This window comes from Streptomyces sp. NPDC004721 (genome assembly GCF_053601495.1).
In genome coordinates, this window is record NZ_JBSGBZ010000012.1 from 153,628 (window position 1) to 178,064 (window position 24,437).

General features: G+C 72.8%; 26 protein-coding genes and 2 pseudogenes. 17 read left to right on the forward strand and 11 right to left on the reverse strand.

What is annotated here, in order from left to right:
* Positions 1-177 precede the first annotated feature (177 nt).
* Complete coding sequence (locus ACWEK3_RS14065) at positions 178-1,023, forward strand: SigB/SigF/SigG family RNA polymerase sigma factor (RefSeq protein ID WP_361413727.1); 846 nt, start codon at positions 178-180, stop codon at positions 1,021-1,023.
* A 59-nt stretch (positions 1,024-1,082) separates the two neighbouring features.
* Here the strand turns inward: ACWEK3_RS14065 and ACWEK3_RS14070 are convergent, their stop codons facing one another.
* Positions 1,083-1,994, reverse strand: coding sequence for a DMT family transporter (locus ACWEK3_RS14070; RefSeq protein ID WP_450537795.1), 912 nt, complete (start codon positions 1,992-1,994; stop codon positions 1,083-1,085).
* Positions 1,995-2,152: 158 nt separating this feature from the next.
* Here ACWEK3_RS14070 and ACWEK3_RS14075 point away from each other — a divergent pair, with 158 nt between their 5' ends.
* The gene (locus ACWEK3_RS14075; RefSeq protein ID WP_453249759.1) at positions 2,153-3,517 is read left to right on the forward strand and encodes an FAD-dependent oxidoreductase; all 1,365 of its coding nucleotides are present in this window, start codon (positions 2,153-2,155) and stop codon (positions 3,515-3,517) included.
* A gap of 144 nt (positions 3,518-3,661) precedes the next feature.
* On the opposite strand, the gene ACWEK3_RS14080 is transcribed toward ACWEK3_RS14075, so the two are convergent.
* On the reverse strand, positions 3,662-3,895 hold the full coding sequence (locus ACWEK3_RS14080; protein WP_376404398.1) for a chaplin: 234 nt from the start codon (positions 3,893-3,895) through the stop codon (positions 3,662-3,664).
* 485 nt (positions 3,896-4,380) lie between these two features.
* Here ACWEK3_RS14080 and ACWEK3_RS14085 point away from each other — a divergent pair, with 485 nt between their 5' ends.
* Positions 4,381-5,616, forward strand: a complete 1,236-nt coding sequence (locus ACWEK3_RS14085) for a hypothetical protein (protein ID WP_453249760.1) — start codon at positions 4,381-4,383, stop codon at positions 5,614-5,616.
* 189 nt (positions 5,617-5,805) lie between these two features.
* Here ACWEK3_RS14085 and ACWEK3_RS14090 read toward each other — a convergent pair whose 3' ends face one another.
* On the reverse strand, positions 5,806-6,843 hold the full coding sequence (locus ACWEK3_RS14090; protein ID WP_450537792.1) for a hypothetical protein: 1,038 nt from the start codon (positions 6,841-6,843) through the stop codon (positions 5,806-5,808).
* 201 nt (positions 6,844-7,044) lie between these two features.
* Between ACWEK3_RS14090 and ACWEK3_RS14095 the strand changes: the two genes are divergently transcribed.
* The 3 genes from ACWEK3_RS14095 (at position 7,045) to tgmB (ending at position 8,715) form a co-directional block, all read left to right on the forward strand.
* Positions 7,045-7,404, forward strand: a complete 360-nt coding sequence (locus tag ACWEK3_RS14095) for a YkvA family protein (protein ID WP_361413711.1) — start codon at positions 7,045-7,047, stop codon at positions 7,402-7,404.
* Positions 7,405-7,525: 121 nt separating this feature from the next.
* Positions 7,526-7,717 (forward strand): putative ATP-grasp-modified RiPP, encoded by a 192-nt coding sequence (tgmA, locus tag ACWEK3_RS14100; RefSeq protein WP_141364557.1) that lies wholly within the window; start codon positions 7,526-7,528, stop codon positions 7,715-7,717.
* Positions 7,718-7,731: 14 nt separating this feature from the next.
* A complete protein-coding gene (tgmB, locus tag ACWEK3_RS14105) occupies positions 7,732-8,715 on the forward strand; it encodes an ATP-grasp ribosomal peptide maturase (RefSeq protein WP_450537791.1) in 984 nt (327 codons plus the stop codon).
* A 46-nt stretch (positions 8,716-8,761) separates the two neighbouring features.
* Here the strand turns inward: tgmB and ACWEK3_RS14110 are convergent, their stop codons facing one another.
* From ACWEK3_RS14110 to ACWEK3_RS14125, 4 genes are all read right to left on the reverse strand, one after another.
* Entirely contained in the window at positions 8,762-9,025 is a 264-nt protein-coding gene (locus ACWEK3_RS14110) for a DUF5133 domain-containing protein (protein WP_376404406.1), read from the reverse strand.
* Between the two features lie 145 nt (positions 9,026-9,170).
* The gene (locus ACWEK3_RS14115) at positions 9,171-9,419 is read right to left on the reverse strand and encodes a WhiB family transcriptional regulator (protein ID WP_450537892.1); all 249 of its coding nucleotides are present in this window, start codon (positions 9,417-9,419) and stop codon (positions 9,171-9,173) included.
* Between the two features lie 312 nt (positions 9,420-9,731).
* Positions 9,732-10,250, reverse strand: a complete 519-nt coding sequence (locus ACWEK3_RS14120; protein WP_450537790.1) for a hypothetical protein — start codon at positions 10,248-10,250, stop codon at positions 9,732-9,734.
* Positions 10,251-10,292: 42 nt separating this feature from the next.
* Positions 10,293-10,787, reverse strand: a complete 495-nt coding sequence (locus ACWEK3_RS14125; RefSeq protein ID WP_450537789.1) for an ATP-binding protein — start codon at positions 10,785-10,787, stop codon at positions 10,293-10,295.
* Positions 10,788-10,940: 153 nt separating this feature from the next.
* Here ACWEK3_RS14125 and ACWEK3_RS14130 point away from each other — a divergent pair, with 153 nt between their 5' ends.
* Positions 10,941-11,171, forward strand: a complete 231-nt coding sequence (locus ACWEK3_RS14130) for a DUF397 domain-containing protein (protein WP_141364546.1) — start codon at positions 10,941-10,943, stop codon at positions 11,169-11,171.
* 99 nt (positions 11,172-11,270) lie between these two features.
* Positions 11,271-12,194, forward strand: coding sequence for a helix-turn-helix domain-containing protein (locus tag ACWEK3_RS14135; RefSeq protein ID WP_450537788.1), 924 nt, complete (start codon positions 11,271-11,273; stop codon positions 12,192-12,194).
* Positions 12,195-12,313: 119 nt separating this feature from the next.
* On the opposite strand, the gene ACWEK3_RS14140 is transcribed toward ACWEK3_RS14135, so the two are convergent.
* Complete coding sequence (locus tag ACWEK3_RS14140; RefSeq protein ID WP_453249761.1) at positions 12,314-13,132, reverse strand: SAM-dependent methyltransferase; 819 nt, start codon at positions 13,130-13,132, stop codon at positions 12,314-12,316.
* A 217-nt stretch (positions 13,133-13,349) separates the two neighbouring features.
* Between ACWEK3_RS14140 and ACWEK3_RS14145 the strand changes: the two genes are divergently transcribed.
* The 3 genes from ACWEK3_RS14145 (at position 13,350) to ACWEK3_RS14155 (ending at position 15,813) form a co-directional block, all read left to right on the forward strand.
* A complete protein-coding gene (locus ACWEK3_RS14145) occupies positions 13,350-13,577 on the forward strand; it encodes a hypothetical protein (protein ID WP_453068165.1) in 228 nt (75 codons plus the stop codon).
* A gap of 174 nt (positions 13,578-13,751) precedes the next feature.
* The gene (locus tag ACWEK3_RS14150) at positions 13,752-14,639 is read left to right on the forward strand and encodes a Gfo/Idh/MocA family protein (protein ID WP_450537785.1); all 888 of its coding nucleotides are present in this window, start codon (positions 13,752-13,754) and stop codon (positions 14,637-14,639) included.
* Between the two features lie 61 nt (positions 14,640-14,700).
* Positions 14,701-15,813 carry a PP2C family protein-serine/threonine phosphatase gene (locus tag ACWEK3_RS14155; protein WP_453249762.1) on the forward strand — a complete coding sequence of 371 codons (1,113 nt, stop codon included), beginning with the start codon at positions 14,701-14,703 and terminating at the stop codon, positions 15,811-15,813.
* A 21-nt stretch (positions 15,814-15,834) separates the two neighbouring features.
* On the opposite strand, the gene ACWEK3_RS14160 is transcribed toward ACWEK3_RS14155, so the two are convergent.
* Entirely contained in the window at positions 15,835-16,275 is a 441-nt protein-coding gene (locus tag ACWEK3_RS14160; RefSeq protein ID WP_361413686.1) for an Lrp/AsnC family transcriptional regulator, read from the reverse strand.
* A gap of 276 nt (positions 16,276-16,551) precedes the next feature.
* Here ACWEK3_RS14160 and ACWEK3_RS14165 point away from each other — a divergent pair, with 276 nt between their 5' ends.
* The 3 genes and pseudogenes from ACWEK3_RS14165 (at position 16,552) to ACWEK3_RS14175 (ending at position 17,396) form a co-directional block, all read left to right on the forward strand.
* Entirely contained in the window at positions 16,552-17,037 is a 486-nt protein-coding gene (locus ACWEK3_RS14165; RefSeq protein ID WP_450537784.1) for a TIGR00725 family protein, read from the forward strand.
* Between the two features lie 33 nt (positions 17,038-17,070).
* Positions 17,071-17,148 (forward strand): annotated as a pseudogene (locus ACWEK3_RS14170) (roadblock/LC7 domain-containing protein); the annotation flags it as partial.
* Positions 17,127-17,396 carry a hypothetical protein gene (locus tag ACWEK3_RS14175; protein WP_450537783.1) on the forward strand — a complete coding sequence of 90 codons (270 nt, stop codon included), beginning with the start codon at positions 17,127-17,129 and terminating at the stop codon, positions 17,394-17,396. The pseudogene ACWEK3_RS14170 and the gene ACWEK3_RS14175, both read left to right, overlap by 22 nt.
* 282 nt (positions 17,397-17,678) lie before the next feature.
* Here the strand turns inward: ACWEK3_RS14175 and ACWEK3_RS14180 are convergent, their stop codons facing one another.
* Positions 17,679-19,175 carry a helix-turn-helix domain-containing protein gene (locus ACWEK3_RS14180; RefSeq protein ID WP_453249763.1) on the reverse strand — a complete coding sequence of 499 codons (1,497 nt, stop codon included), beginning with the start codon at positions 19,173-19,175 and terminating at the stop codon, positions 17,679-17,681.
* A 1,679-nt stretch (positions 19,176-20,854) separates the two neighbouring features.
* On the opposite strand from ACWEK3_RS14180, the gene ACWEK3_RS14185 reads away from it, so the two are divergent.
* The 3 genes and pseudogenes from ACWEK3_RS14185 to ACWEK3_RS14195 all read left to right on the forward strand — a co-directional run bounded on the left by ACWEK3_RS14185 (position 20,855) and on the right by ACWEK3_RS14195 (position 23,269).
* Entirely contained in the window at positions 20,855-21,475 is a 621-nt protein-coding gene (locus tag ACWEK3_RS14185) for an L-threonylcarbamoyladenylate synthase (protein WP_361413663.1), read from the forward strand.
* Between the two features lie 94 nt (positions 21,476-21,569).
* Positions 21,570-21,680 (forward strand): annotated as a pseudogene (locus ACWEK3_RS14190) (beta-1,3-glucanase family protein); the annotation flags it as partial.
* Positions 21,681-21,766: 86 nt separating this feature from the next.
* On the forward strand, positions 21,767-23,269 hold the full coding sequence (locus tag ACWEK3_RS14195; RefSeq protein ID WP_453249764.1) for a metallophosphoesterase family protein: 1,503 nt from the start codon (positions 21,767-21,769) through the stop codon (positions 23,267-23,269).
* A 30-nt stretch (positions 23,270-23,299) separates the two neighbouring features.
* Here ACWEK3_RS14195 and ACWEK3_RS14200 read toward each other — a convergent pair whose 3' ends face one another.
* Positions 23,300-24,271 (reverse strand): TauD/TfdA dioxygenase family protein, encoded by a 972-nt coding sequence (locus ACWEK3_RS14200; RefSeq protein ID WP_453249765.1) that lies wholly within the window; start codon positions 24,269-24,271, stop codon positions 23,300-23,302.
* Between the last annotated feature and the right edge of the window lie 166 nt (positions 24,272-24,437).

The window sequence follows — 24,437 nt, forward strand, 5'->3', positions numbered from 1 at the left end:
GGGCGGCACCACCCGCCGGAAGGCCTCTCCCACCGCGGCTCGGCAGGCGCGTCGGCGCGAGAGGGGGAAATATGTGGGTGTGAGGTTTACGCACTGGGGTAGGCGCTGACGCGTCCGCCTTGATCAACATGGTGGACGCGTACTGAGGATGTTCCGGCTGAGAGGGAGGGCCGCACGATGGCGGTGACCACGGAGGCGAAGGCGACTCGGGCTCGTACGGAGCTGCCGGAGGTGGCCGACCCCTCAAAGGTCGCACCCACCGACGCACGGGCCCTGTCACGCCTGTTCTTCGAACGGCTGGCGAGGCTGGAGGAGGGCACGCCCGAGCACCAGTACGCCCGCAACACGCTGATCGAGATGAACATGTCCCTGGTCCGCTACGCGGCCGGCCGCTTCCGCAGCCGGGGCCCGCAGGAGATGGAGGACATCGCGCAGGTCGGCATGATCGGGCTGATCAAGGCGATCGACCGGTTCGAGCTCGCCCGCGAGGTGGAGTTCACGTCCTTCGCCGTGCCGTACATCGTCGGTGAGATCAAGCGTTTCTTCCGCGACACCTCCTGGGCCGTGCACGTCCCGCGCCGGTTGCAGGAGGCCCGCGTCGAGCTGGCCAAGGCCACCGAGGAGCTCGGCAGCCGGCTGGGCCGCAAGCCCACGACCGCGGAGCTCGCGGAGCTGATGAACCTGCCCGAGCAGGAGGTCCTCGACGCGATGGTGGCCTCCAACGGCTACACCTCCTCCTCCCTCGACGCCGCCGTCAGCGGCAGCGAGGAGGGCGAGAACGTCCTCGCCGACTTCATCGGCACCGAGGACACCGGCATGGAACTCGTGGAGGACATCCACAGCCTGGCTCCGCTGCTCGCGGAACTCGAGGAACGGGACCGGCTGATCATCCACATGCGGTTCGTCGAGGAACTCACCCAGGCACAGATCGGGGAGCGCCTGGGCATCTCCCAGATGCATGTGTCCCGCCTGCTCAACCGCCTGCTGGGCCGGCTGCGGCAGGGCCTGCTGACCACCCGCTGAACCACGTCCGGGCCCTAGTGCTGCGGGCAAACCTCTCCGGTCACAGCACTGTCGGGGCACTAGCTCCCGGACGCGCGCTCGGGTGGGGCGGGGCTGCCGGTCGCGCGGCCGTCGCCGACCAGGGTCTGCTGGGCGTGCGGGACCACGTGGATGAGGCGTAGGACGCCCCAAAGGATCAGCCCGGCACCGACCAGTTCCGGCAGGAGCCACCAGCCCGTACGGATCTGCTCGTCGAAGAGCGTGACGCCCAGCAGCAGGCTCACCGTCGCGTCGCCGAGCGTCAGCGCCGGCTGGGAGGCGGCCAGCGAGCCGGCTTGGAGGGAGTTCTCCAGCAGCAACAGGGCACCGATCCCGGTGAGGGCGAAACCGTATGTCTGCCAGGTGGTGAGGAAGACCGCGAAGCCGGAGCTGTCCAGGGTGCCGGCAGCCGACTTCAGCAGGGCGGCGGTCAGGGCGTTGCCGATGGCGGCGGCCGCGGCCAGCACGGCGGCGCGGAACAGGGAGGGGCGTCCCTGCCGGGCGAGGACCACCGCCGCCGCCATCGCTCCCAGACACACCATCAGGGCCGGGACCCACCGGACCATGGACGCCTGGTCCCGGGCCCCGGAGGGCGCGGCCGAGACCAGGACCAGCGTGAGGCCGCCGACCATGCCCGCCACACCCCACCAGCCCGCAAGGGGCAGCCTGCGGTGCATCAAGGGAGCGGCGATGAGCAGGGCGAAGGGCAGTTCCAGGATGAACAGGGGCTGCACCAGCGCCATCGGACCGTTCACCAGCGCGAGGGCCTGGAACAGGGCGGCCCCCATCACCCCGCCGATGCCCGCCAGCCAGGCGGGGCGGCGCGCCAGGGCGAGCAGCAGGCGCAGTCCGCCGCCGCGCGCGACGGTGGAGGCCGCCTTGCGCTGGAAGGCCGTGCCCATGGCGTTGCTGGCGGCCCCCATGACGGCGAAGCACGCAGCCAACTCGATCACAGGTCCACCATGCCCGACCGGCACCGTGCCGTCCTGCCGTCGAGCAAGCCATAAATCGACTTTATGGGTCCATAGACGGGACCCGCGTACCAACTTAGGTTTGCCTTAGTTTAAGGTTGCCGACGAGTCGACCATCCTCGCTCGAAGGGAACCTGATCATGCCCCGCCCCCTGCGGGTAGCCATCGTCGGAGCCGGCCCCGCCGGGATCTACGCCGCCGATGCCCTCCTCAAGTCCGACGTGGCCACCGAGCCGGGCGTGTCCATCGACCTCTTCGAGCGCATGCCGGCCCCGTTCGGCCTGATCCGCTACGGGGTCGCCCCCGACCACCCCCGCATCAAGGGCATCGTCACGGCCCTCCACCAGGTGCTCGACAAGCCGCAGATCCGGCTCTTCGGCAACGTCGACTACCCGGGCGACATCAACCTGGACGACCTGCGCGCGTTCTACGACGCCGTGATCTTCTCCACCGGCGCGACGGCCGACCGGGCACTGTCCATACCCGGCATCGAGCTGGACGGCTCGTACGGCGCCGCGGACTTCGTCTCCTGGTACGACGGGCACCCGGACGTGCCGCGCACCTGGCCGCTGACGGCGCGGAAGGTCGCCGTGCTCGGGGTCGGCAACGTCGCCCTCGACGTGGCCCGCGTCCTGGCCAAGACGGCCGACGAGCTGCTGCCGACCGAGATCCCGCCGAACGTGCACGAGGGTCTGAAGGCCAACGAGGCGGTGGAGATCCACGTGTTCGGCCGCCGGGGCCCGGCGCAGGCGAAGTTCAGCCCGATGGAGCTGCGGGAACTGGACCACTCCCCGTCGATCGAGGTCATCGTCGACCCCGAGGACATCGACTACGACGAGGGCTCCATCGCGACCCGGCGCGGCAACAAGCAGGCCGACATGGTCGCCAAGACGCTGGAGAACTGGGCCATCCGCGACGTCGGCGACCGGCCGCACAAGCTGTTCCTGCACTTCTTCGAGTCCCCGGCCGAGGTCCTCGGCGAGGACGGCAGGGTCGTCGGCCTGCGCACCGAGCGCACCGCGCTCGACGGCACCGGCAACGTCAAGGGCACCGGCGTCTTCAAGGACTGGGACGTCACGGCCGTGTACCGCGCCGTGGGCTACCTCTCCGACAAGCTGCCCAAGCTGCCCTGGGACCTGGAGTCGGGCACGGTCCCGGACAAGGGCGGCCGGATCGTCGCCGAGTCCGGCGAGCACGTGCAGTCCCTGTACGTCACCGGGTGGATCCGGCGCGGCCCCGTGGGCCTCATCGGCCACACCAAGGGCGACGCCAACGAGACGGTCTCCAACCTGCTGGACGACTTCGCGAACGAGCGCCTGCACACCCCCGCCTCGCCCGCCCCGGAGGCCGTCGACGCCTTCCTCGCCGAGCGGAACGTCCGCTTCACCACGTGGGAGGGCTGGTACCGGCTGGACGCCGCCGAGAAGGCCCTGGGCGAGCCGCAGGGCCGCGAGCGCGTGAAGATCGTCGAACGCGAGGACATGCTCCGCGCGAGCGGCGCGTAGTCCGGGACACCCAGTCGGCCGCCGGCGGACGGCGAGCCCTGTCCGGGGCCCAAGCGGAACGAGCCGTGCCCCTGGCCGGGCACGGCTCGTTCCGCTTCACGGGAAGCGGTGCGCCGGACGCGCACCGCCCCGCCAGGGGTCGCCCTAGCTGTTCGCGCACGCGTTCCCGGCGGTGGGGTTGAGCAGGCCGATCAGGTTGACCGAGTTGCCGCACAGGTTGAGGCCGAGGTCGAGGGGGACCTGGATGACGTTGCCGGAGAGCACCCCGGGGCTGTTGCTGGCGGTACCGGTCGCGCCGGCGTCGGCCGCGGCGGTTCCCGCGCACGTCATCAGGGCCGCACCGGCCAGGGCCGCGGCAGCCGTCATTCTGATCCTCATGGAGAACTCCTGTCGCTCGAAGAACACGGGCGCTCCCACGGTGAGGGTCCCGGGCGCCGCAGAACATCGTTTCACCGCCGAATGCAGTAGGACTGTCAGCCTCACAGGGCGTGACATGCTCCGAATGGGGAAGGCGGCACGGGGTAACGCGTCGCAGGGGGAGGTGACGGACCGTGGCCGGACGAACGGGGCCCCGCGGCAGGAGGGCGTCGGCCCTGCCGGAGTTCCTGGCTTCAGCGCCCGCGTCAACGCCGTGCCGCCGCCCTCCGGGGACTCGCCGTGGACGTCACCGACCGGCCGACCGGGGCCGGCCGGGCCTCCGCCCGGACCGGCTGACCACGGAGAACGTCCCGCCACGGCACGCGCACGGCCGTGGGTGCCCGGCGCCGCCGCCGTGGCGGGACGGACACCGACCCCGCGCGACCCGGCATGATCCGGCTTGGCGATACTGAACGCAACCGCCGTCCCCGCTCTCAGATTGGCTCATGTCGAACTCTCCCTCCCCCCGCCCCGCGAGCCCGCCCACCGTGTGGCCGGCCCGCGGCCGCCACACCGGACCCGCCGCGGAGGACGTCGTGCGGCGCCGCCTGAAGCAGCTCAAGGCCGACGGCGTCATCCACGACCACCTCGAACCGGAGCACACCGGCCCCGGCGGCGAGAAGGTCTTCGAGGCCCGCTGGCTGGTGCCCGGCGAGGTGACCGTACGGGCCCGGCTCGCCCTGTCGCCCCTCGCCGGCTCCGGTTCCGGTTCCGGACAGGGGCGCGAGTGGGTGCTGATGGCGGAGGCGGAGCAGCCGTGGGACCCGCGATGGCCCTCCCCCGCGACCATGTTCTGGCCGCAGGGGCCCGGCGCCGACTGGGAGTACGAGGCCGTCACCGGGCTGCGGCTCGGGGAGGTCACTCCCCTCCCGGACGACGACAAGGACCTCAGGCGGGTCCTGCGGCACGCGGCGCGGGACACCTGGACCCTGCACGTCGTCGTCCACGAGGCCATGACGCCCGACGAGCGCGGCCGGGCGGCGGTGGTGCGGGTCCTGCCCGAGGGCCTGCGGCACCGGGTGGTGGAGCACCGGGCCGCGCCGCACCGGTTCAGGGCCGTGAACTGGGTGCTGGACGACTTCGACGTCCGGTTGCCCCGCGGCGGCGCCCTGGTCCTGCCGGGCAGTCCGGCGCCACCCGGCTACGACGTGCGGGACTTCTCGGTGCGCAGCGTCTTCCTGGACGGCACGGAACCCACCGAAGTCATCGACGCCGTCAACCGTTTCGCCGCGCTGCCCAGGCCCCTGCCGAACGGCGCCGACCGGGCCCTCACCGCGCTGCGCGAGGAGTGGCAGCTACTGACCCTCGAAGAAGAACTCGCCCGGGCGCGCGAGCTCGTGACCATGTACTCCGAGGCCCTGGAGGCGATGACGAAGTCCCGGGACCTGTACCGGGAGGCCGCCGAACGCGCCCACGAGGCCCTCGCCGTGTACCGGGAGTCGGAGGCCGAGGGCACGCTGCCCGCCAGGAGGCAGGCCCGTACGGCCGCGGGGTCCCCCTTCCAGCAGCTGGCACGCGGACTGGAACGCCTGAAGGGCACCGCCCTGTCGCTGCGCCCGGGCACGTCCGCGCGGCGGCCGATGGACGGTGCGGCCTCCGACGACGAGGGCGGATCTCCGGCCGGTGGGGACGCCGGCACGTCCCCACCGGCCGGAGGCTCGAAGCCGCGGACCGGGGACTGAGCCCGGTTCACGGCGGCACGGGTGCCCGGACAGCCGGGCGCCGCGGCGCGGACACGCGGTCCGCGCGGCAGCACGTCCGGGAGGCCGCCCGGACGCGCCGCGGCCAGGCGACTCCCTCGCGGGCGGCGCCGTCCGCGAGGCCACGGGTGTTCGTTTCCGAACGAGCCCTCCCGGCACCGGGCAACCGGTTCACGGAACAGGCGGGTTGACGGCCCGTGAGCTCAGTCCGGCCGACCGGGGCGGCGGATGTCGCTCGGCCGCCTGCACCATGAGCAGCAGCGAGAGCGCGGCCAGACTGGCCAGCGACGCGCAGACCGCGGTGAGTCCGGCGCTCAGCGGTGGTGCCACGGTGATCGCCAGGGCACGGGAGACCTGCACCGGGGCGAACCTGCCTTCGACGTAGCCGACTCCGGCCAGCGCCGCCGGGACGATCGCTCCCGCCACCAGGGCCGCCACCCCGGCGCGCAGGGCCAGCAGCAGGGCCAGCAGTCCGCACAGCCCCGACACGGTGAGGGCGAGGAGGCACACGATCAGGGGAACGCCCTGCCAGCGCAGCGGGAAGTAGGCCGCGCCGCACACCACGAGGGCCGCCGCGGCGATCCAACTGGGCCAGAAGACGGGCCGTACGAGCCGCTCGCCGGACTCGCCCTCGGCCTTCTGCTCCTGGCCCGCGGCCACGCCGGGCGTCGCACCAGGTTCGTCGTACGGCTCCTCGTACCGCTCCCGGGCCAGCCGCCCGATCAGCTCCACGAGGTCCTCGACCGTACGGCCCGCGGCGGCCGCGCGGATCGCCGCCCGGCCGCAGTGCGGCAGTTGCGGCGGCCGGTGCAGCAGCACCATCAGCCGGGTGACGTCCGCGACGCAACGGCCGCCGACCGCGGCACGGATCGTGTCGTCGGCGCTGTCGGCCGGCCGCGGCGGCCGGGTCAACTCGGCGACCAGTCGGGCGACGTCCTCCACGGGTCGGTCCAGGGCGACGGCTCGCAGAGCGTGCCGGACCGCCTCGGCGTGCTCGGGCGATCCCTCCAGCAGGGTGACGAGCCGGAGGACCTCCTCCAGGGGCCGGTCGTCGACCGCGGCACGGACGAGGCCGCCGACCGGATCGCCGACCGCGCACTCGCCGTCGCCGCGTCCCGCCATGCCGCCGGGCGGCCCGGACCAGTGGAACTCGTCGGTGAAGTCGATGACGGCCTGGTTCGTCTGGGATGGTGAAGAGCGGGTGGTCATGCTGGGCTCCATGGCAGGGGTGCGGCCGCTCCTGCACCCCCGAAGCGCGACACGCCTTTACCCCGCCATTACAAGCGGGGTGCCGCGCGGCGCGCCACCGGGACGACGCAGCGGGGTGACATCCGGTCATGGAAGCGCCGCAACCGGGCATCAGACAGGGAGATGCGCCGGTGAGCGGCACGACGAGGAAGGGCACGAACCGTGGACTCCACCGCGAAGGTGCTGCTCATGGCCGCCGTCATCGCGGCCGTCGCGCTGGCCTTGGCCGCCGTGCTGGCCATGGCCGTCGTACTACTCAGGCGTCTGGTGCGCACCCGGCGGGAGCTGCGCCGCGCCGGCCTTCCGACGGGGCCGCGCTGGGTCTTCTGGGGTGCCGTCCTCTATCTCGTCCTGCCCACGGACCTGTTGCCCGACCCGGTCTACCTCGACGACATCGGCGTCCTGCTCCTGGCCCTGCGCTCACTGCACGCCGCCGGCGGGGACCAGCTGCCCGCCCTGGTGCGGCGACCCGGACTTTTCGGGCGTCGTGGACAGCCGGACGCCAAGGACTACGCTCCGTAAGGAAACCATTCACTCGTTCGATTCGTATAAGTCTCGGGAACCCGAAACGAAGTCAGCGGGCCAGGCGACGCCACAAGCAGCACCACCGCTTGGTCGCGGCTGCACCGACAGGGGAGAGACGATGCAACCGTTCGCGCTCAACTACGCTCGTCCGGCAGTGGAACGGGACGCCGCCACGCCGTACGCCTACGACTCCGGGCTGCAGTTGAACGTTCTCATGGACGGGCGGATCGCCGCATCCGACCACGCGCTGCTGAGAGAGCTGGGCACCACGACCTCCACGGCGGGCTCCAAGACGCACTTCGACGACTGAACACGGCCGCGGAGATGACCGTACTGATCCTCACCGGCGAGGAGGACGTGACGGCGGACATGGTGGTGATGCACCTGAACGCCTCCTCGACTCCGGTGGTCCGGATGGATCCGGCCGATCTGACCGCGGGCGCCGCCCTGTCGGGCGAGTACGTCCACGACTCCTTCACCGGCCATCTGTCGACGGGCGGACGGCTGGTGAGCGTGAGCCGCCTGTGCTCGGTCTGGGTGCGCAGACCCGGAGCTCCGGCGGCCCGGGCGACCCAGCCGTCCGCGTGGCTCACCGAGGAGGCGGCACAGGCGCTGTACGGAATGCTGCGCGGCTGCGGAGCCCGCTGGATGAACCATCCGGACGCGGCCGAGCGGGCCCGGCACAAGCCCTGGCAGCTGCGGCTCGCCCAGCGCAGCGGCCTGCCGGTGCCGGCCACGCTCATCACCACCTTCCCGCACGCAGCCCGGGAGTTCGCCGAGCGGTTCCCGGACCTGGTGGTCAAGCCGGTCTCCGGCGCGCATCCGCAGGAGCCGCCGAGGGCGGTGCCGACCAGCCGCGTCGCCCCGGACGCGGACTTCGGCGCGGTGGCCTACGGCCCGACCCTGCTGCAACACAGGATCGCCAAGCGCGCCGACATCCGGCTGACCGCGGTCGGCGACACGCTGCTGGCCGCCCGCAAGGCGACCCCGGCGGACGCCGACCCCCAGGAGGTGGACGTCCGGTTCGCCACGTCCGGGACACAGTGGCGGCCGGCCGAGGTCCCGCCGCGCGTGGCCGCGGCAGTGCGCGCCTATCTGCGGCAGGCCGAACTGGCCTACGGTGCCTTCGACTTCGCTGAGGACGCCGACGGCACGTGGTGGTTCCTCGAGTGCAACCAGTCCGGCCAGTTCGGGTTCGTCGAGGTGGAGACCGGCCAGCCGATCGCCCGGACCATCGCCGAGTGGCTGGCCTGCCCCGGCCCACGGGAGCGCGAACACGCCAACGGCAGGCGTACGGCAGCTCCTTGAGCGCGGCACGCCGTGCCAGGGGAGCGCCCGTACGTCTGCCACGGGATCAGACCGCCAGGGGCAGGGCGCCGTCCCCGTCGGGGTCGGTGCTCACGTCCGTGTCCGCCGCTCGCCCGGGGGCGAGCAGCAGGGCGTCCGCCTTGCCGATGGCCTCGTGGATGCCGGTGGCCCCCATCATGACGCACAAGGTGTAGCTGACGTCCTCCAGCTCCCGGGCCGTCTCGGCCCGCTCCCTCTCCGCCTGAGCGATCTTCAGCGATGCGTACCGAGTCAGCAACGTCCTGACGACCTTCGGGTCCGGAACCAGCACGGAGCGCCCCTCTCTCGATTTTTGCTCCGTATGCCCGCGGCACGCCGTGCCATGCACGGCGAGCGACTCGCGGGCATAAGTTTGACCGAATTCAGTCGGTTTCCGGTGGCACGGCCACCGCTCGCCCACCAGGGCGCCGCCGGCTCTACCGGCCGCGGTCCCCGGACCTGCGTCGCGCCGCGGCGCGACGCTCCCCGGCGGTCATGCCTCCCCAGACACCGTCGTACTCGCTGTTGCGCAAAGCCCAGGCCCGGCACTCGCGCAGCACCGGACACCGGTGGCACACAGCGCGGGCCTGTTCTATCTGACGCATGGACGGACCACTTTCCCCGAGCGGGAAGAACAGCTCGGGATCCTCGAAGCGGCACGCCCCGCGCTCGCGCCAGTTCTCGATCGTTCGGACAACGCTCACCGGAACCTCCGCTGAACACTCGGCCGCACATTTCCCGGGCAGCTCCCGTCTGCGGCAGCAGGGCGCCGCACGACCCGGCAGAGGTATCCGCAATATAGGTGCTTTTCGGCCCCACGGCCATGACTGGGTGAGCGCCACGCAGGAGGCGAACAGGAGAACACGCCGCTATGAGCCCCTCGGGGCGGACGACCTGCGGCCACGGGCCCACCCAGCGAGTGATTCTTCGCGCTGGTGGCCGAATCCGCGCAGTGGGTCCAGGCGGTCGGGGCCGCCCGGAGGTCCCGGGGTCGGCGCTCAGTCGGAGAGCGCGTCGGCGAGCTCCGCCGTGGCCGCGGCGAGCTCGCGATCGCGGTCGGCCAGCAGCGCCGGCAGCGCGCCGCGCCGGGAGCGCACAGCCTGCCGCGCCCTGCGCTCCCAGACCACCGGGTTCTCCCGGTGGTTGAGGAGCTTGGGGTAGACCGCGGCGACGCTCTCCCACTGCCGGGCACCGGCGATGCTCCGGAGCAGCTGGATGATCTGCGGACGGCAGGTCACGCCCCGGAGTTGGGCGAGCTCCCAGAGGAAGGGGACCGCGGCGGCGGTGGCCTGCTCGACCACGAAGCCGTACTGGCAGATCCGTCCGCGCAGATCGTCCAGCGCGGCACGGGCGGTGCGGGCGTCGCGCGAGGCCACCTTGTAAAGCAGCAGGGGGACGGCGGCCGCGGAGCCGGTGGAGTCCCTGATGTCGCTCCAGGGCACCTGCCCCAGGGCCGACAACGGGGTCGCGCGGTCGGCGCGCCGAGTGCCGGGCTGCTCCGTCGGTACGGTGCGCATGGCGTCGTCCTTTCCGGCGGCGGTCCTATGGGGAACGGCGGTTCAGCGGGGCGGACGCGTCGACAGCTTCACCCAGACCGACTTGCCCGCCGGGGGCCTCGGGGTCCAGCCCCATTCCTCGGCCAGAGCGTCGACGATGCACAGGCCCCGGCCGTGCTCCAGCAGGCTGAAGCCCTCCGGACTGCGGCGTATGGGCCGGCCGGCGCAGGGGTCGGAGACCGTGATGATCAACTGTGCGGCGTCGACGGCGAGTCCGAGCCACACGGCCCTGTCGCCGGGCGGGGCGTACGGCACCGCGTGCGTCGCCGCGTTGGCCGCGAGTTCGGTGACGATGACGGCGGCGTCGTCGGCGCGGTGGTCGACCGACCATCTGCCCAAGGTCTCGCGCGTGAAGGCGCGGGCCAGGGCGAATCCCTCCCGTCCGCAGTCGATTCGCAGCGCTGCGGCCGCGAGCGCGCCGTGGGTCCCCTCCGCCCACGGCGCGATCACGGCGGCCGCGCCCGGCACTTCGAGCTCTCGACTCACTGGTGAGGGCACGGCATCTCCCTGATGCGACGTCACCGAACGGCGTCCACAAGGGGTTGACGCCCCGGCTATTATCCACGCTGAAAGCGTCCGCGTGCAATTGCACGCGAAATTTCTCGTGAAAGTGCGTGCGGACGTGCGAACGTGAACAGCAAGGAGACCGCGGTGCCACCAGTGCGGAACGGAGTGCGGGCCAGTTCGTTGGACGCCCGCTGGATGAAGAGCCGGCACAGCAACGCCGAAGGCAACTGCGTGGAAGTCGCCACTCTGGTCGGCGGTGACATCGCGCTGCGCAACTCCCGTGACCCCGATGGCCCCGCGCTGGTCTACACCCCCGCGGAGGTGGCGGCGTTCCTGGCCGGCGCCAAGGAGGGCGAGTTCGACCATCTGCTGTGAAGCGGAACGAACTTGCCGACTTCCCCCGGCGAGTGCGCTCCGCAGCCGGACGGTGCGGTACGGTGACTTTTCAGTCTGCCCGGTCTACTGGGAGTCAGGATGTCCGCCGAGCCACATCGCATCTCCCGCCTCGAACCCTATCTGGACCGGCCCGAGCCGGCCCCGACTCTGCTGAAGATGCTGGTCGGTGTCCAGCTGGCGGGCTTCCGCGAGGACGCGGGCCTGTCCCAGGAGCAGTCGGCGCGCGAACTCGGGTTCAGCGCCGCGAAGCTCTCGCGCATCGAATCGGGCAAGGGACGCCGCCCTCCGGCCGAGGGCGACGTCCGCGCCCTGCTGAAGCTGTACGGCACCGACGAGTACGAGTCCTCGGTCCTGCTCAGGCTGCTGCGACGGGCGGGCGAGCCCGGCTGGTGGCAGCGCTACGACAAGCGGCTGATGCCCGAGTGGTTCGACCGGCTGGTCGGCCTCCAGGAGGCGGCCGCCGCGATCCGCACCTTCGAGATCCAGTACGTTCCCGGTCTGCTCCAGACCGCGGCGTACACCCGGGCCGTGGTGGAGCGGGGCCTGCCGACCGCCTCGGCGAACGAGGTGCAGAGACGCGTCGAACTGCGCATGCGACGAGCCCAGTTGCTGCTGCGGCAGGACGCGCCGCAGGTGTGGGCGGTCCTTGACGAATCGGTCCTGCTGCGTGTTCTGGGCAGCCGCGAGGTCATGCGCGAGCAGCTCGACCAGCTCGTCACCATGGCGCAGCGCCCCAACGTGACCGTGCAGATCGTTCCGTTGGACGTGACGAACGCGTCCGCGCCCGCCATCCCGATCACGTATCTGCGGTTCGGCGGCCTCGACCTGCCCGACGTCGTCTACCTCGAGCACATCAGAAGCGCCAACTTCCTCGAGGACCGCGACGAGACGGAGGAGTACCGGATCGCCCTGGACCGGCTGGCCGACGAGGCGCTCACGCCGCAGGAGTCCCTGGCACTACTGCGCAAGACGGCCAACGACCGTTACGCGTCCGCCTCCTAGCCCGAAGGCGATCCGCCCGAGGCGAGACCCGGTCAAGGCGAACGCCCCGTCCACAACCCGGTGTCCGGGTCCTGGACGGGGCGTCGTCGTTCGTGTCGGTGCCGCCGTACGCCCGTCCGCTAGCGGATCAGGCCTAGGCCGCCGAACTCCACCCACTCATGGGTGAGTTGACGGGGAGCCACCTCGGTGTCCGGCCGCCAGGTGGACACCTCCACCAGACCCGGCTCGAGAAGCTCCAGGCCCTCGAACCATTCGGCGACGTCCTTCTCCTGGCGCACCCGGCCCCAGTGGCCCTGCGTGACCTTGTCCATGAAGTCGGTGACGAAGGCCCGCACCTCGGGATCCTCGCTGACCAGCTGGCACATGAGCATGATGCTGCCGGGCGCGAGCCGTTCCCGTACGCGCTCCACCACGGCGTTCGGGCCGTCGGTGTCACTGTCCGGGATGCAGTGGAAGACCGAGTTGAACAGCACGGCCACCGGCTGCGAGAAGTCGATCAGGCGCTGGGTCTCGGCGTGCGAGAAGATCTCGTCGGTCTGCCGCAGGTCTGCGTGGATGACCGCGGTGCGCTCGTCCTGCTGCAACAGGGCCCGGCCGTGGACCAGCACCATCGGGTCGTTGTCCACGTACACCACGTGCGACTCGGGGTCGACGCGCTGGGCGACCTGGTGCACGTTGTCCTGGGTGGGCAGACCGGAGCCGTGGTCGAGGAACTGCCGGATCCCGTGCTCCTCGGCGAGCGTGCGGACGGCCCGTTGCAGGAAGCGCCTGTTGTTCAGGGCGAGCCGACGGGTGCTGGGGACGACCTTGTCGAGTTCCTCGCACGCGGACCGGTCGGCCGCGTAGTTGTCCTTGCCACCCAGGTAGTGGTCGTACATACGCGCAGCCGTCGGCACGTTCTCGTCGATGTTCGTGGACAGCTGGTTCTCCGCAGGCATCAGTCCCCCAGATTCGCCGTTTCCACCGCGCCAACTGGGCCGGTCCGACTGAGAGTACATCCTAGGGAGGCCACGTCTTCCCAAACCAGCCCGGGGACGAACGACGGCCCGTGACGGCATCACGGTCTGTCCCGATCCTCACGAATTCTTCACCGGGCGGCACTCATCATCCGCGCGGTACGGAGCACCCGGATCCTCTGTCGGACAAGGGGGTGTCATGGTCTTCGTCGCTGTTCTGCTGCTGCCGCTCGTGTCCGTGCTGCTGGCGGTCATGGCCCGGGTGGAGGAGCGGATGCTGGATCCGGCTCCGGCCCGGGGCCGCCATGCCGGGCGCCGCGCACATCTGCGGCTGCTCCCGGGTGGCCGCCGCCGCACCGGGGCCGCTGCCGGCCCGGCCGCGCCCGCACCGGGCCCGGCCGCCGCCGAGCGACGCCGGGCCGCCTGAGCCGGCGTGCGCCCCGGCCCGGCGAGCGTACGCCGGGCCGCGTCCGCCGGGCCCGATCCGTGCCCGCTTTCGTCCGCGGGCTTGCTCCGGCACCCGGGTCCTGTGACACGCTCGGTGACGACCGGCCCGTACGGCCGGCGGTCACCCTGTCCGGCACAGTGGAGAGGCACCGGTATGCGCATCGGACTGCTCGGCACCGGCCCCTGGGCACGGATGGTCCACGCTCCCGCCCTGAGCGGACACGGCGAGCTGGACTTCGCCGGCGTATGGGGGCGACGCACGGCCGCCGCCAAGGATCTTGCCGAACGACACGGTACGCACGCCTACGACGACCTGGACGCCCTGCTGGCTGAGGTGGACGCGGTCGCCGTCGCGCTGCCCCCGCACGTGCAGGCCGGCCTCGCGGTGCGGGCCGCGCGGGCCCACTGCCATCTGCTGCTCGACAAGCCGCTCGCCGCGACGGTGGAGCAGGGCCGCGCGGTGGTCGGGGCCGTCCGGGAGACCGGCGTGGCCTCGGTGGTCTTCTTCACCGCCCGCTTCCAGCCCGAACCGGAGGCCTGGATCGCCGAGCAGGCGGCCCGGGGGGACTGGTTCACGGCACGCGCGCAGTGGCTGAGCGCCGTGTTCACCGGCGACAGCCCGTTCGCCGCCTCGCCGTGGCGGCGGGAGAAGGGCGCGCTGTGGGACGTCGGCCCGCACGCGCTGTCGGTGCTGCTGCCGGTCCTCGGCGACGTACAGCGCGTGACGGCCGCCGCGCACGGCCCCGGGGACACGGTGCACGCGGTCCTCGACCACGTGGGCGGCGCGTCCAGCACCCTCACCCTGAGCCTGACCGCTCCCCCGGCGGCGGCCGGGGCCACCGTGGAGCTACGGGGCGAGGCCGGAGTGACCCTGCTCCCGGAGAGCTCCGAGGACGCCGTCGCCGCCTACGGCCGGGCGACGGACGCGCTGCTCGCCGCCGCACGCACCGGGCGCCCGCATCCGTGCGACGCCGCGTTCGGCCTGCGGGTCACCGAGATACTCGCGGCGGCGGAGGCCGAGTTGGCGCGCGATCCCGACTGATCCCCTGGCGGGCCGGGGTTTCCGACGTGCGGTACCGGATCCGGCGTAGCAGCGTGGTCATGTGGTGAAGCTGCCTGCCCCGGTCCGGCGTCGGGACCCGCACCGGCGCGGCTGGCTGCGCGGCGCCCCGCCGCCCCGCTGGGTACGTGCGCTGCCGGTCGTCCTGGTCGTCTTCGTGTGCGCGGTCACGCTGCTGAGTCCGAACCCGCTCGACATCGGCTTCCTCCTGGGCGCGATACCGCCGCTGGCCGTGCTGTCGTACGGGCCGGTGGCGACCGCGCTGCTGGGCTCCACGGTGGTGACCCTGCTGAGCGTGCCGGCCTTCCATCTGAACCGGCCGGGCAACACCGACCTGGAGACCGTCACCTTCGTCGCCGTGCTGAGCGTGTTCCTGTCCTATGTGCGCAGCCGCCGGGACGCGCAGCTGGATCTGGAGCGCACGGTCGCGGAGGCCGCGCAGCGTGCGGTCGTCCCGCCGCTTCCCGAGCAGGTCGGTCCGGTGCGGTGCGCTGGCCTGTACCGGGCCGCGCAGCGCGGCACGCTGGTCGGCGGGGACTTCTTCGACGTGCGCCGGGGGCCTGAGGGGGTGCGGGCGGTCATGGGGGATGTGCAGGGGCACGGCCTGGCCGCCGTGTCCACCGTCGCCGCGCTGCTCGGCAGCTTCCGGGAGGCGGTGCTCGACCGGACGGATCTGCCGGGGGTGGCCGCCGCCCTGGACCGCCGGCTTGTGGTGGATTCGCAGGAGGTGCGGCACGCGGAGCTGTTCGCGACGGCCGTGCTGCTGGAGTTCGACGGGGACGCGCGGTCGGTGCGGCTGGTGACCTGCGGCCATCCCCCGCCGGTGCTGCTGCGCGACGGGCACGCCGAGGAGGTCGGCCTCGTGCCGTGGACACCCCTGGGTCTCGGCCTGCCCGACGGCGTCCCGCGGCGCGGCGGGCATGTCCTGCCTCTGCGCCGCGGTGATGTGCTGTTCCTCGCCTCCGACGGTGTCACCGAGGCCAGGGACGCGGCCGGTGAGTTCTACCCCCTGCTGGACCGGCTGCCCCGGCTGGCCGCCGTCGACCCGGCCGAACTCGCCGACCACGTCATGGCCGACCTCCTCGCGCACTGCGGCACCCTCAGCGACGACGTGACGATGCTCGTGCTCGCGCCCCATCCGCCGGAGGGTCGCTGACCCCGGCCGGGGGCGGGCCGGTCAGCCCACGTCCCACAGGAACCGGTGGGTGTGGATGCCGAAGTACGGGAACGACTGCACCTGCCGGACGCCCTCGATGGGACGGACCACGTCGTTGACGAAGTCCAGCAGGTCCCTCGGGCCGGGCGCGACCACCTCGGCGAACAGGTCGAAGCCGCCGGAGGTCAGCACCGAGTAGACCACCTCGGGGCGCCCGGCCAGTTCGTCGGCGACCGCCCGCGGGTCGCCGTCCACGCCGATGCCGAGCAGCGCCATGGCCTGTCCGCCCATGGCCATCGGATCGGTCACGCCGACCACCTGGACGGTCTTGGAGTCCAGCAGCCGCTGGAGCCGCTGGCGGGCGGCCGACGCGGACAGACCGACCTTGGGGCCGAGGTCCGCGTACGCGATACGCCCGTCGGTCTGCAACTCGCGCAGGATGGCCCGGTCGATCTCGTCCACGTGCGTCGCTCTCCTTCTCCGGCCGGATCGCCCCAGCGTAGGCCCTGCCGTCAGCCGTGCAGTTCGGCCAGGGCGGCGCCGAAGATCTCGGTGTGCGCGTCGACGTCCTGCTCGGTGGTGTCGGGGCACATCAGCGCCATGGTGTGGAACGGGGTGAGCAGGATGCCCCGGTTGGCCAGGTAGGGGTGGAGGAAGTCCTCCAGCTCGGCGCGCCCTCTTCGCCGCGTGGCCGGCGCCTGCCTTGCCGAAGGGGTTCGAGGGCCGTTCCATGGGCGTATGCGTCCCTGTGTAGCCGTCGCCGGGCCCGGAGAGGCCTCTGCGCGGGAGGCGGAACTCGCTCGGCAGGTGGGTGTGCTGCTGACCCGGCAGGGAGCGGTCGTGGTGTGCGGGGGCCTGGGTGGGGTCATGGAGGCGTGCGCGCAGGGCGTGACGTCGGCGGGCGGTACGGTCGTCGGCCTGCTGCCGGGCCGGGACCGGGCCGCGGGGAACCCGCACCTGAGCCTCGCGGTGGCGACCGGCCTGGGCGAGCTGCGCAACGGGCTGCTCGTGAACACCTGCGACGCCCTCGTCGCGGTGGGCGGCGGCTGGGGCACGCTCAGCGAGGTGGCGCTGGCCCTGCGGGCGGGCAAGCCGGTCGCGCTGCTGGAGAGCTGGGCCCTGCCGGACGCGCCGTCCGCCACCGGTGGGATCCACGGACCGGTCGAGGTGGCGACACCGGCGGAGGCCGTCGAGGTGGTCCTGCCCTCAACCCGAGTGATCTGAGGCCTGATTGAGGCTGAGGCCTGAGTTACGTGACTCTCGCAGGCCTCGGCGGAGCGGGTGGCCGCCATCACCAGCACCGTGCAGGGCGCGTGCCGCACCGCAGCGGCGGCGCTGCCGTGCTCGGCGGTCTGCAGTCCGCGACGGCGGCGGCCCGCGGCGCCGCCGACCCGGTGGCCGCGCACGCCGGGGCCGGACCCGCGGCACGGGCACCGCTGGGCAAGATGATGGAGGGCGGCGACCAGGCGGCCGAGGGCGAGGCCGAGGGCGAGGCCGAGTACGCCGGTTACGTTCTGGAACGCCAGGTGCCGTCCTTCATCGCCTTCGGCTGGCAGGAGGTGCCGGTGCGACTGGACGGCTGAGTGCCGGGCGCTCCCGCGGCGTCGGGGCGCACTGCTCGGTGGCGGACCGCCCCCAGGACTGCTGGGGGCGGCCCGCGGCGCGGAGTTCGCCGTGTCCGGGCGCCGTGCGGTGCGCTGACCTGCGCCCAGGCGTCCGACGGCACGGGACCGGTCCCCCGTTCCGGTCCCGTGTCCGCGGCTCGTCGAACCTATGTGTACGGGGCAGCCGTTGGGTACCGCGCCGATGCCCCTTCGGCCCGGTGGAGGGCTCAACCGTGCACAAGTGAGTCCGGAATGCCCGCTTCACTCCGCGCCGAGGGCGGGCGGTTCGAGGTCGCCCACCGCCACATGGGCCAGGACGACCTCGTACAGATCGCTGCCGGCGGCGAGGAGCTGGCGTTCCAGGACGGGCTCCACCCCGCGGACGTGCTCGCGGACGGTCTGCGCGTGCACGCCGAGCAGTTGCGCGGCGCGCTCGGCGTTTCCGCCGGCGGTGATCCAGGTACGCAGGGTGCCGCGCAGGTCCCGCGCGTCCGCCGCAAGGCGGCCGAGGAGCTCGCGTGCCCAGGTGCGCAGGGCGGGTCCGGTCAGCAGGTCGCCGAGGCGTACCGCGCCCGTCCACGGCGCCGGGCCGACGGCCGGCTGGTGGTCCAGGCCGGCCTGGGTGTTCAGGGCGAGGTGGACGGCGGCCCGGTCGGTCAGCCTGCCGAAGTCCGCGCCGACCAGTCCCTCCACCCGCTCCATACGGGCCCGTACCGTGTTGCGGCTCACCCCGAGGACCTTCGCCGCGCTCACGGCGGTGAACTCCAGGCCCAGCCGGGTGGTGGCGAGCAGTTCGGCGCGCGTGTGGTGCGCCAGCGTGTCCAGCGGCCGCAGCAGCCGGGCGGACCAGGCGCGCAGCGCTTCGGGGTCCATCAGGCGCTCGGGGTGGCTGCGCTCGGCGTACACGGCGGCCCCTTCCGGACGGAACCGGGCGACCGCGAGGGCGCTCACGGCCTGCCCGTACGCGGTGGCGGTCCGGGCCAGGCCGTGCCGGGTGCTGCCGCCGAGGAAGGTGCGCGGCCGCGCGCCGACCAGCGAACGCAGGTTGCGGCCGTCGGTCTCGAGCGGCGCGAGCACGATCACGTGCTCGTCCACCGCCGGGCAGAGCACCACCAGGGCTCGTTCCCCGGTGGTGTCCAGGCACTCGGCGGCCAGCCGGTCGCGTCCTTCGCGGTGGGTTTCGACGACGTAGACCCAGGCGGCGTCCGTGTCGAGCAGTCCGGGCCACAGGCCCGCGGCCACCCGGCGGGCCGAGACGGTGTCCTCCACCATCAGCAGTTGCAGGATCGCCAGTCGCAGGGCCGCCGTCGCCTTTTCGAGCCGGTGCCCGGCGACGGTCGACTCGTGGGCCCGCAGCAGCAGTTCGAGCACTCCGGCGGTGTGGGTGACCATCTCGGCGGCCTGCCGGTCGAAGGGCTCGGCACGGGAGACGGCCAGGACCCGGGCCGACTGCGGATGCGGGCCTCCCACGCGCACCAGGCGGACGTGGTGTCCCCGGTCTTCCAGCGCGGCGGAGGCGAACCGGCCGGCGACGACGTCCTCGACCAGGTCCTCGTCCAGGGCCAACGGCTCCCCTGCGAGCAAGGTGCCGGTGCCGTCCAGGAGGCAGCCGGTCCCGTGCACGGACGCGGCGAGCCAGGCGACGACCTTGCGCGCGTCCCGTCCGGTCGGTCGCAACTGGTCGAGGAGTCCCTCGGCCCAGGACGCCCGGTCGTCCCGTCCCGGGGCTCCGGCGGTCCCGTCCTCTCGCCCGGCCATGTCGGCCCTCTCCTCATCCGTCGCCTGTCCGTGGCCTTGACCTCGGCGTTTCCGATCTTGGACGTTACCAGGCAGTGCCCCTTCACTCCGGCCCCGGGCACGCCGCACGACCGGACGAACGGTCAGGAGGGCGGCTTCGCCGGCGGTTCACGGGGGGGTGGTGAACAACCGGCGAAGCCGCGCGCCCGAGGCCGGGGGGACAGCTCCCGAGCGACACGAGAACGCTGCTTCCCCCGTTCCCAGGAAGTACGCCTACGAATTCGAAGCGGGTACGACTCCGCCGGCACGGGGCAGCTCGGGGGGGGCGCCTGGAACTTGGCGGGACACCGGGAGTCTGGCGGGACGCCGAGGTGCCGGGCGCGAGACGGGCAGGCTCCGGGCATGAGGCGGGCAGGCGCCGGGCACGGCTCGGGCGCGTGGCACGGTGGGGGCGGCTCAGCCCACCGGCGCGGCCCAACCCGCGCGAGGGTCGCGTCCCCGGTCGTGGTGTAGCCGATCATGATCCATCGCTTCCGGTCCTGGGCCCGACTGGCGTGTTCGGCCATGGGGTGCCCGGCAGGTGTCGCCGGTCGCGACGGCGTAAGCCCCAATAGGCCGTGCGGCAACGGCGATCAGGGCAGCGACCTGGGCGTTCCGCATGCTTGATCGGCTACACCACGTGATGGGACACCACCCGCGCGAGCGGCGTAGCACGCACAGCAACGCGGTGCAGTGCGGGCTGCGGCACGGAGAGCCCAACCCGGCCGGCGCCGCCTCCGCGGCCCGCGCGGGCGGCACAGCGCGCAGAGCGGTGCCATGCAGACAGCACAGACCGCTCGGCGCAGGCGCCACCAACGGCACGTCACCGCAGCCGGTGACACAGGGCGGTTGGGCGAGATGCGAGCGCCGGTACGCGGGTAGCCCAGCTCCGGTGGTGCGGCGCGGACGGAGCAACGCGGCTCGGTGCGGCGCGCACGGCACGGAGCGGACAGCTCAGCCCGCCGGCGCCGACCGCGCGGACGGCACAGCGCCCAGTGCAGTGCCGTGCAGACAGCACAGACCGCTCGGCGCAGGCTCCGCCGCGCAGACGCGCGGCCGGCGCCAACGGCACAACATCAACAGCGCGTCACAGCGGGCGCTCGGCACGGCGTGACGCGGCGCGACCGGTGACGCGGCGCAGCTCGGCACGACGCGAGCGCCAAGGCGCCGATACGCGGGCAGCTCAGCACCCGCGGTGCGGTGCGGACAGCTCTGCCCCCAACGGCGCAGCCCGCGCAACCCGCGCAACCCGCGCGAGCGGCGCCGCGCAATGGGCACAGCCGCCGCTGACACCGCAGCGCCGGCGGCAGTGCACAGGGTGGACGGCGGCCCGCCGACTTGGCGCGGTGCGAGCGCCGGGGCGCCGGAGGCGCGGCAGCCAATCACCGTCTGCACGGTGCGACGTGACGAGGCGCGACTGGCAGCTCAGGCTCGCCGATGCACCCCCGCAGCCCGCGCGAGCGGCACAGTGCGGAGCGGGCGGCACTGGCGCCTCCGTGCAAGGGGCGCCGGTGGCGCGGTGTTGACCGGGCGGGCGCGGGCGGGACCTGCGGCCGGAGCGTTGTCGGGTGCGGGTGGGGCGCGGAGCGGTGGGGCGGCGCGCAGGGGCCGTTGACAGGGGCCTGCGTCGTGGCGGGTGGGGTTCGGCATAAGCTCGGCGAATGGCGAAGTATTTCGACGTGCACCCCGACAATCCGCAGCCGCGTGCGATCCGTCAGGTCGCGGACAGCGTGCGCGACGACGCGCTGATCGCGTATCCGACCGACTCGTGCTACGCCCTGGGCTGCCGGCTGGGCAGCCGGGACGGCATCGAGCGGATCCGGACGATCCGGCAGCTGGACGACCGGCACCACTTCACCCTGATGTGCCAGGACTTCGCGCAGCTCGGCCAGTTCGTGCGGATCGACAACGACGTCTTCCGTGCCATCAAGGCGTCCACGCCCGGCAGTTACACCTTCATCCTCCCCGCCACGAGGGAGGTGCCGCGCATGTTGCAGCATCCCAAGAAGAAGACCGTCGGGGTGCGCATCCCCGATCACGTCGTCACCCAGGCCCTGCTCACGGAACTCGGCGAGCCGCTGCTGTCCAGCACGCTGCTGCTGCCCGACGAGGAGGAGCCGATGACGCAGGGCTGGGAGATCAAGGACCGGCTCGACCACGTGCTGGACGCGGTGGTCGACTCCGGCGACTGCGGCACCGAGCCGACCACGGTCGTCGACTTCTCCGGCGGCGAGGCGGAGATCGTACGGCGGGGAGCGGGCGACACCTCGCGGTTCGAATAGGGAGCGCTGCGCGCTGGGCGGGCGGCCGGCGGTGACCGGCGTCCGCCACCGCCGCGAGGTGCCCGGGGCGTGCCGCACCACAGGCCTTGATTGAGCCGACTCCAAGGCCTACGCGTTCGCCTTCGACGACGTCGGCAACCAGGAGTCCCTGGTCCACGACGGCAATCCGCAGCAGGCCCACCTCACCCTCGATCCCCTGGACTAGCAACCGAGTTGACCACGGAGGGGTCCGGCGCTCGATCGCCGGACCCCTCTCGTACGCAGGGCATGATCATTGTTACGGTGCACCGCGTGTCTGACTCCTCACGCGATACCGTCGAAGGCGCCGGCTGGACGGGCGTCGAACCCGGAACGTACCGGCAGTTACTCCCCGCCAGGGTGCGGAAGCTGTCCTGGCTCGACCCGCGCGTCCTGTGGGCCGCCCGCAACGGGGTGGTCGCCTCCTGGTTCGGGGACCCCACGGGCCGCACCCGGGGCCGCTGGGTGGCGCAGCGGACGACGGCCGGCGCCCCGGCGGACAAGGTGATACGGCGACCGGAGGGGGACCGTTTCTCCTTCCTGGTCATCGGGGACACCGGCGCGGGCGACGACTCGCAGTACGCCGTCGTACCCGGCCTTCTGCAGGCCGGTCGGGAAACGTCGTTCGCCGTGATCACCAGTGACGTGATCTATCCCGTCGGGAGCACCGACGACTACGGCACCAAGTTCTTCCGCCCGTACCAGGACTATCCGGCGCCGATCTACGCGATACCGGGGAACCACGACTGGTACGAGGACCTCGGCGGTTTCATGCGCGTCTTCTGCGACGACGCCCCGCCGCTGCCGCCCGAGCCGAGGCCCCGGCCGCTCGGCCGTGCCTGGTGGCGTGCGCTGCTGTGGCACCGGCCGCGCCCGGTGGACGAGCAAGACTTCGCCGAGGCCCGGAAGTTGAGGTCGCAACCGGGTCAACAGGCCGTCCAGCCGGGCCCGTACTGGGCGATCGACGCGGGTCCGCTGCGGATCGTCGGTATCGACACCGGTCTGCTCGGCACGATCGACGCCGAGCAGGGCGCCTGGCTGCGGGAGGTCTCGCGAGGGCCCCGCCCGAAGATCCTCCTCACTGGATCACCGCTGTACGTGGACGGCGAGCACCATCCCTGCCCCATCGAGGGCGGCGGCACCGTCGACGACATCGTGCGCGACCCGGCCCACCGCTATGTGGCGGCGATCGGCGGCGACATCCACAACTACCAGCGCTATCCGGTGGACGTGGACGGCCGCACCGTCCAGTACGTCGTCTCCGGCGGCGGGGGCGCGTTCATGCACGCCACCCACACCATCCCGCGCGTGTCCGTCGCGAACGTCACCGAGTCGGACTTCCGCTGCTATCCGCTGCGCGGCGACTCCCTGGCCTTCTACAGCAGGGTGTACGCCCGCCGGCTGCGGCTGCGCCGCTTCCTCACGCTCAGCGAGGCCGAGGCGATGGCCGTCGTCGCCGAGCGGCTCGGCGTGCCGTCCGTCCGTCCCAGAGGCGCGCCGGTACGGGTCACCCGGCGCGTCCGCCTGGTGGCGAGCCTGCTCGGCGCCGGCCGCCGCCCGGAGCGCCGGGCCCGCTTCCGCCTTCCGGTGCGCGAGCTCTACACCCAGCTGTTCTCGCCGAGTTCGGCGACGTACAGCCCGCCGTTCTTCAAGTCGTTCCTGCGTCTGGACGTCACCGGGGAGGCGGTCCGGCTGCGTTGTTTCGCGGCGACCGGCGGACGTGCCCAGGAGATCGCCCCGCCCGTCGAGGACGAGGTCACCATCCCCCTGACCTGACCGCCGGCGTTACGGCCGCGCCCGAACCGGTCACCAGCGGCCCGGCTCACTGCCGGTGACCGGCTCGGACGGCTTGCCGTCCGCTCCGACCGGTACGTCACCGGCGAGCATCACCCGGTGCATGATCCGCGGGAAGCCGAGGTGGGCGCTGTCGCCGGGTGCCAGGTGGATGGTGGCCCGGTTGTCCCAGAAGGCCACGCTGCCCGGCTCCCAGCGGAACCGGACCGTGTACTCGGGCCGGACCGCCTGCTCCAGCAGCATCTCCAGGATCGCCGCGCTCTCCGCCCGGGAGAGGCCCTCGATCTGCTCGACGTAGTAGCCGTTGACGAACAGCAGCCGCTCTCCCGTCTCGGGATGGACGCGTACCAGCGGGTGCACAGTCGCCATCTGATGGCCCATCAGGTGGCGGACGTACGCGTCGTCCCCGGGCCGCGGCTGGTAGCCGACCCCGAGCCGGTGCTCGGCGCGCAGCCCGTCGACGAAGGCGCGCACCGGCTCCGACAGCCCGGCGTAGGCGGCGGCCAGGTTGGACCAGGTGGTGTCGCCGCCGTACGGCGGGACGGACTCGGCGCGCAGGATGGTCGCGGCCGGCGGGTCGACGCGGGCACCGTGGTCGCAGTGCCAGCCGCGCAGCAGCGTGTGCCGGCGGCGCCGCAGCCACTCCTCGTGGTCCATGCCGAACCGCCCTCCCAGCTCCAGCCGGTCCGCGGTGGTCTCCACCTCGGGCACGTCCGGCGGTGACGCACTACCGCGACGCCGCAGGACCACCGGCTCGCCGAAGCGGCGGGCGAGGGCCACGTGGGAGGCGTGGTCCAGCCGCTGCCCGCGGAAGAACACCACCTTCCAGCGCAGTACCGCCGCACGGATCTCCGCGGCCACGGCGTCGTCGAACCCTCCGGCCAGATCCACTCCGGTGATCTCGGCCCCGATGTACCCGGCGACCGGCCTCACCTCGATCCCGCCGGCCCCGCGCCCGCCCGCTGTGCCCGTGTCCGTCGTCATCCGCGCGCTCCGATGGTCGTCGTAACGGCCTCCGCCGATCGTGACAGCGTTTTCCGCCCCCGGCGACAGGGCCTCCGCTCCCCCGTCCGCGGCGGGCCCGCGGCGCACAGGCCGCCGCGGGAAACCCTTTCGGCCGCACGGAACCCGTTCAGGGGAAAGTGCCGCC

Bases quoted from the DNA above. Each gene is read 5' to 3' on its own strand.
- ACWEK3_RS14135 (WP_450537788.1), top strand. From the start codon at position 11,271: ATGTCCGCCGAGCCACATCGCATCTCCCGCCTCGAACCCTATCTGGAC.
- ACWEK3_RS14145 (WP_453068165.1), top strand. From the start codon at position 13,350: ATGGTCTTCGTCGCTGTTCTGCTGCTGCCGCTCGTGTCCGTGCTGCTG.
- ACWEK3_RS14150 (WP_450537785.1), top strand. From the start codon at position 13,752: ATGCGCATCGGACTGCTCGGCACCGGCCCCTGGGCACGGATGGTCCAC.
- tgmA (WP_141364557.1), top strand. From the start codon at position 7,526: ATGCAACCGTTCGCGCTCAACTACGCTCGTCCGGCAGTGGAACGGGAC.
- ACWEK3_RS14165 (WP_450537784.1), top strand. From the start codon at position 16,552: ATGCGTCCCTGTGTAGCCGTCGCCGGGCCCGGAGAGGCCTCTGCGCGG.
- ACWEK3_RS14180 (WP_453249763.1), bottom strand. From the start codon at position 19,175: ATGGCCGGGCGAGAGGACGGGACCGCCGGAGCCCCGGGACGGGACGAC.
- ACWEK3_RS14065 (WP_361413727.1), top strand. From the start codon at position 178: ATGGCGGTGACCACGGAGGCGAAGGCGACTCGGGCTCGTACGGAGCTG.
- ACWEK3_RS14090 (WP_450537792.1), bottom strand. From the start codon at position 6,843: ATGACCACCCGCTCTTCACCATCCCAGACGAACCAGGCCGTCATCGAC.
- ACWEK3_RS14075 (WP_453249759.1), top strand. From the start codon at position 2,153: ATGCCCCGCCCCCTGCGGGTAGCCATCGTCGGAGCCGGCCCCGCCGGG.
- ACWEK3_RS14120 (WP_450537790.1), bottom strand. From the start codon at position 10,250: ATGCGCACCGTACCGACGGAGCAGCCCGGCACTCGGCGCGCCGACCGC.
- ACWEK3_RS14140 (WP_453249761.1), bottom strand. From the start codon at position 13,132: ATGCCTGCGGAGAACCAGCTGTCCACGAACATCGACGAGAACGTGCCG.
- tgmB (WP_450537791.1), top strand. From the start codon at position 7,732: ATGACCGTACTGATCCTCACCGGCGAGGAGGACGTGACGGCGGACATG.
- ACWEK3_RS14085 (WP_453249760.1), top strand. From the start codon at position 4,381: ATGTCGAACTCTCCCTCCCCCCGCCCCGCGAGCCCGCCCACCGTGTGG.
- ACWEK3_RS14185 (WP_361413663.1), top strand. From the start codon at position 20,855: ATGGCGAAGTATTTCGACGTGCACCCCGACAATCCGCAGCCGCGTGCG.
- ACWEK3_RS14200 (WP_453249765.1), bottom strand. From the start codon at position 24,271: ATGACGACGGACACGGGCACAGCGGGCGGGCGCGGGGCCGGCGGGATC.
- ACWEK3_RS14080 (WP_376404398.1), bottom strand. From the start codon at position 3,895: ATGAGGATCAGAATGACGGCTGCCGCGGCCCTGGCCGGTGCGGCCCTG.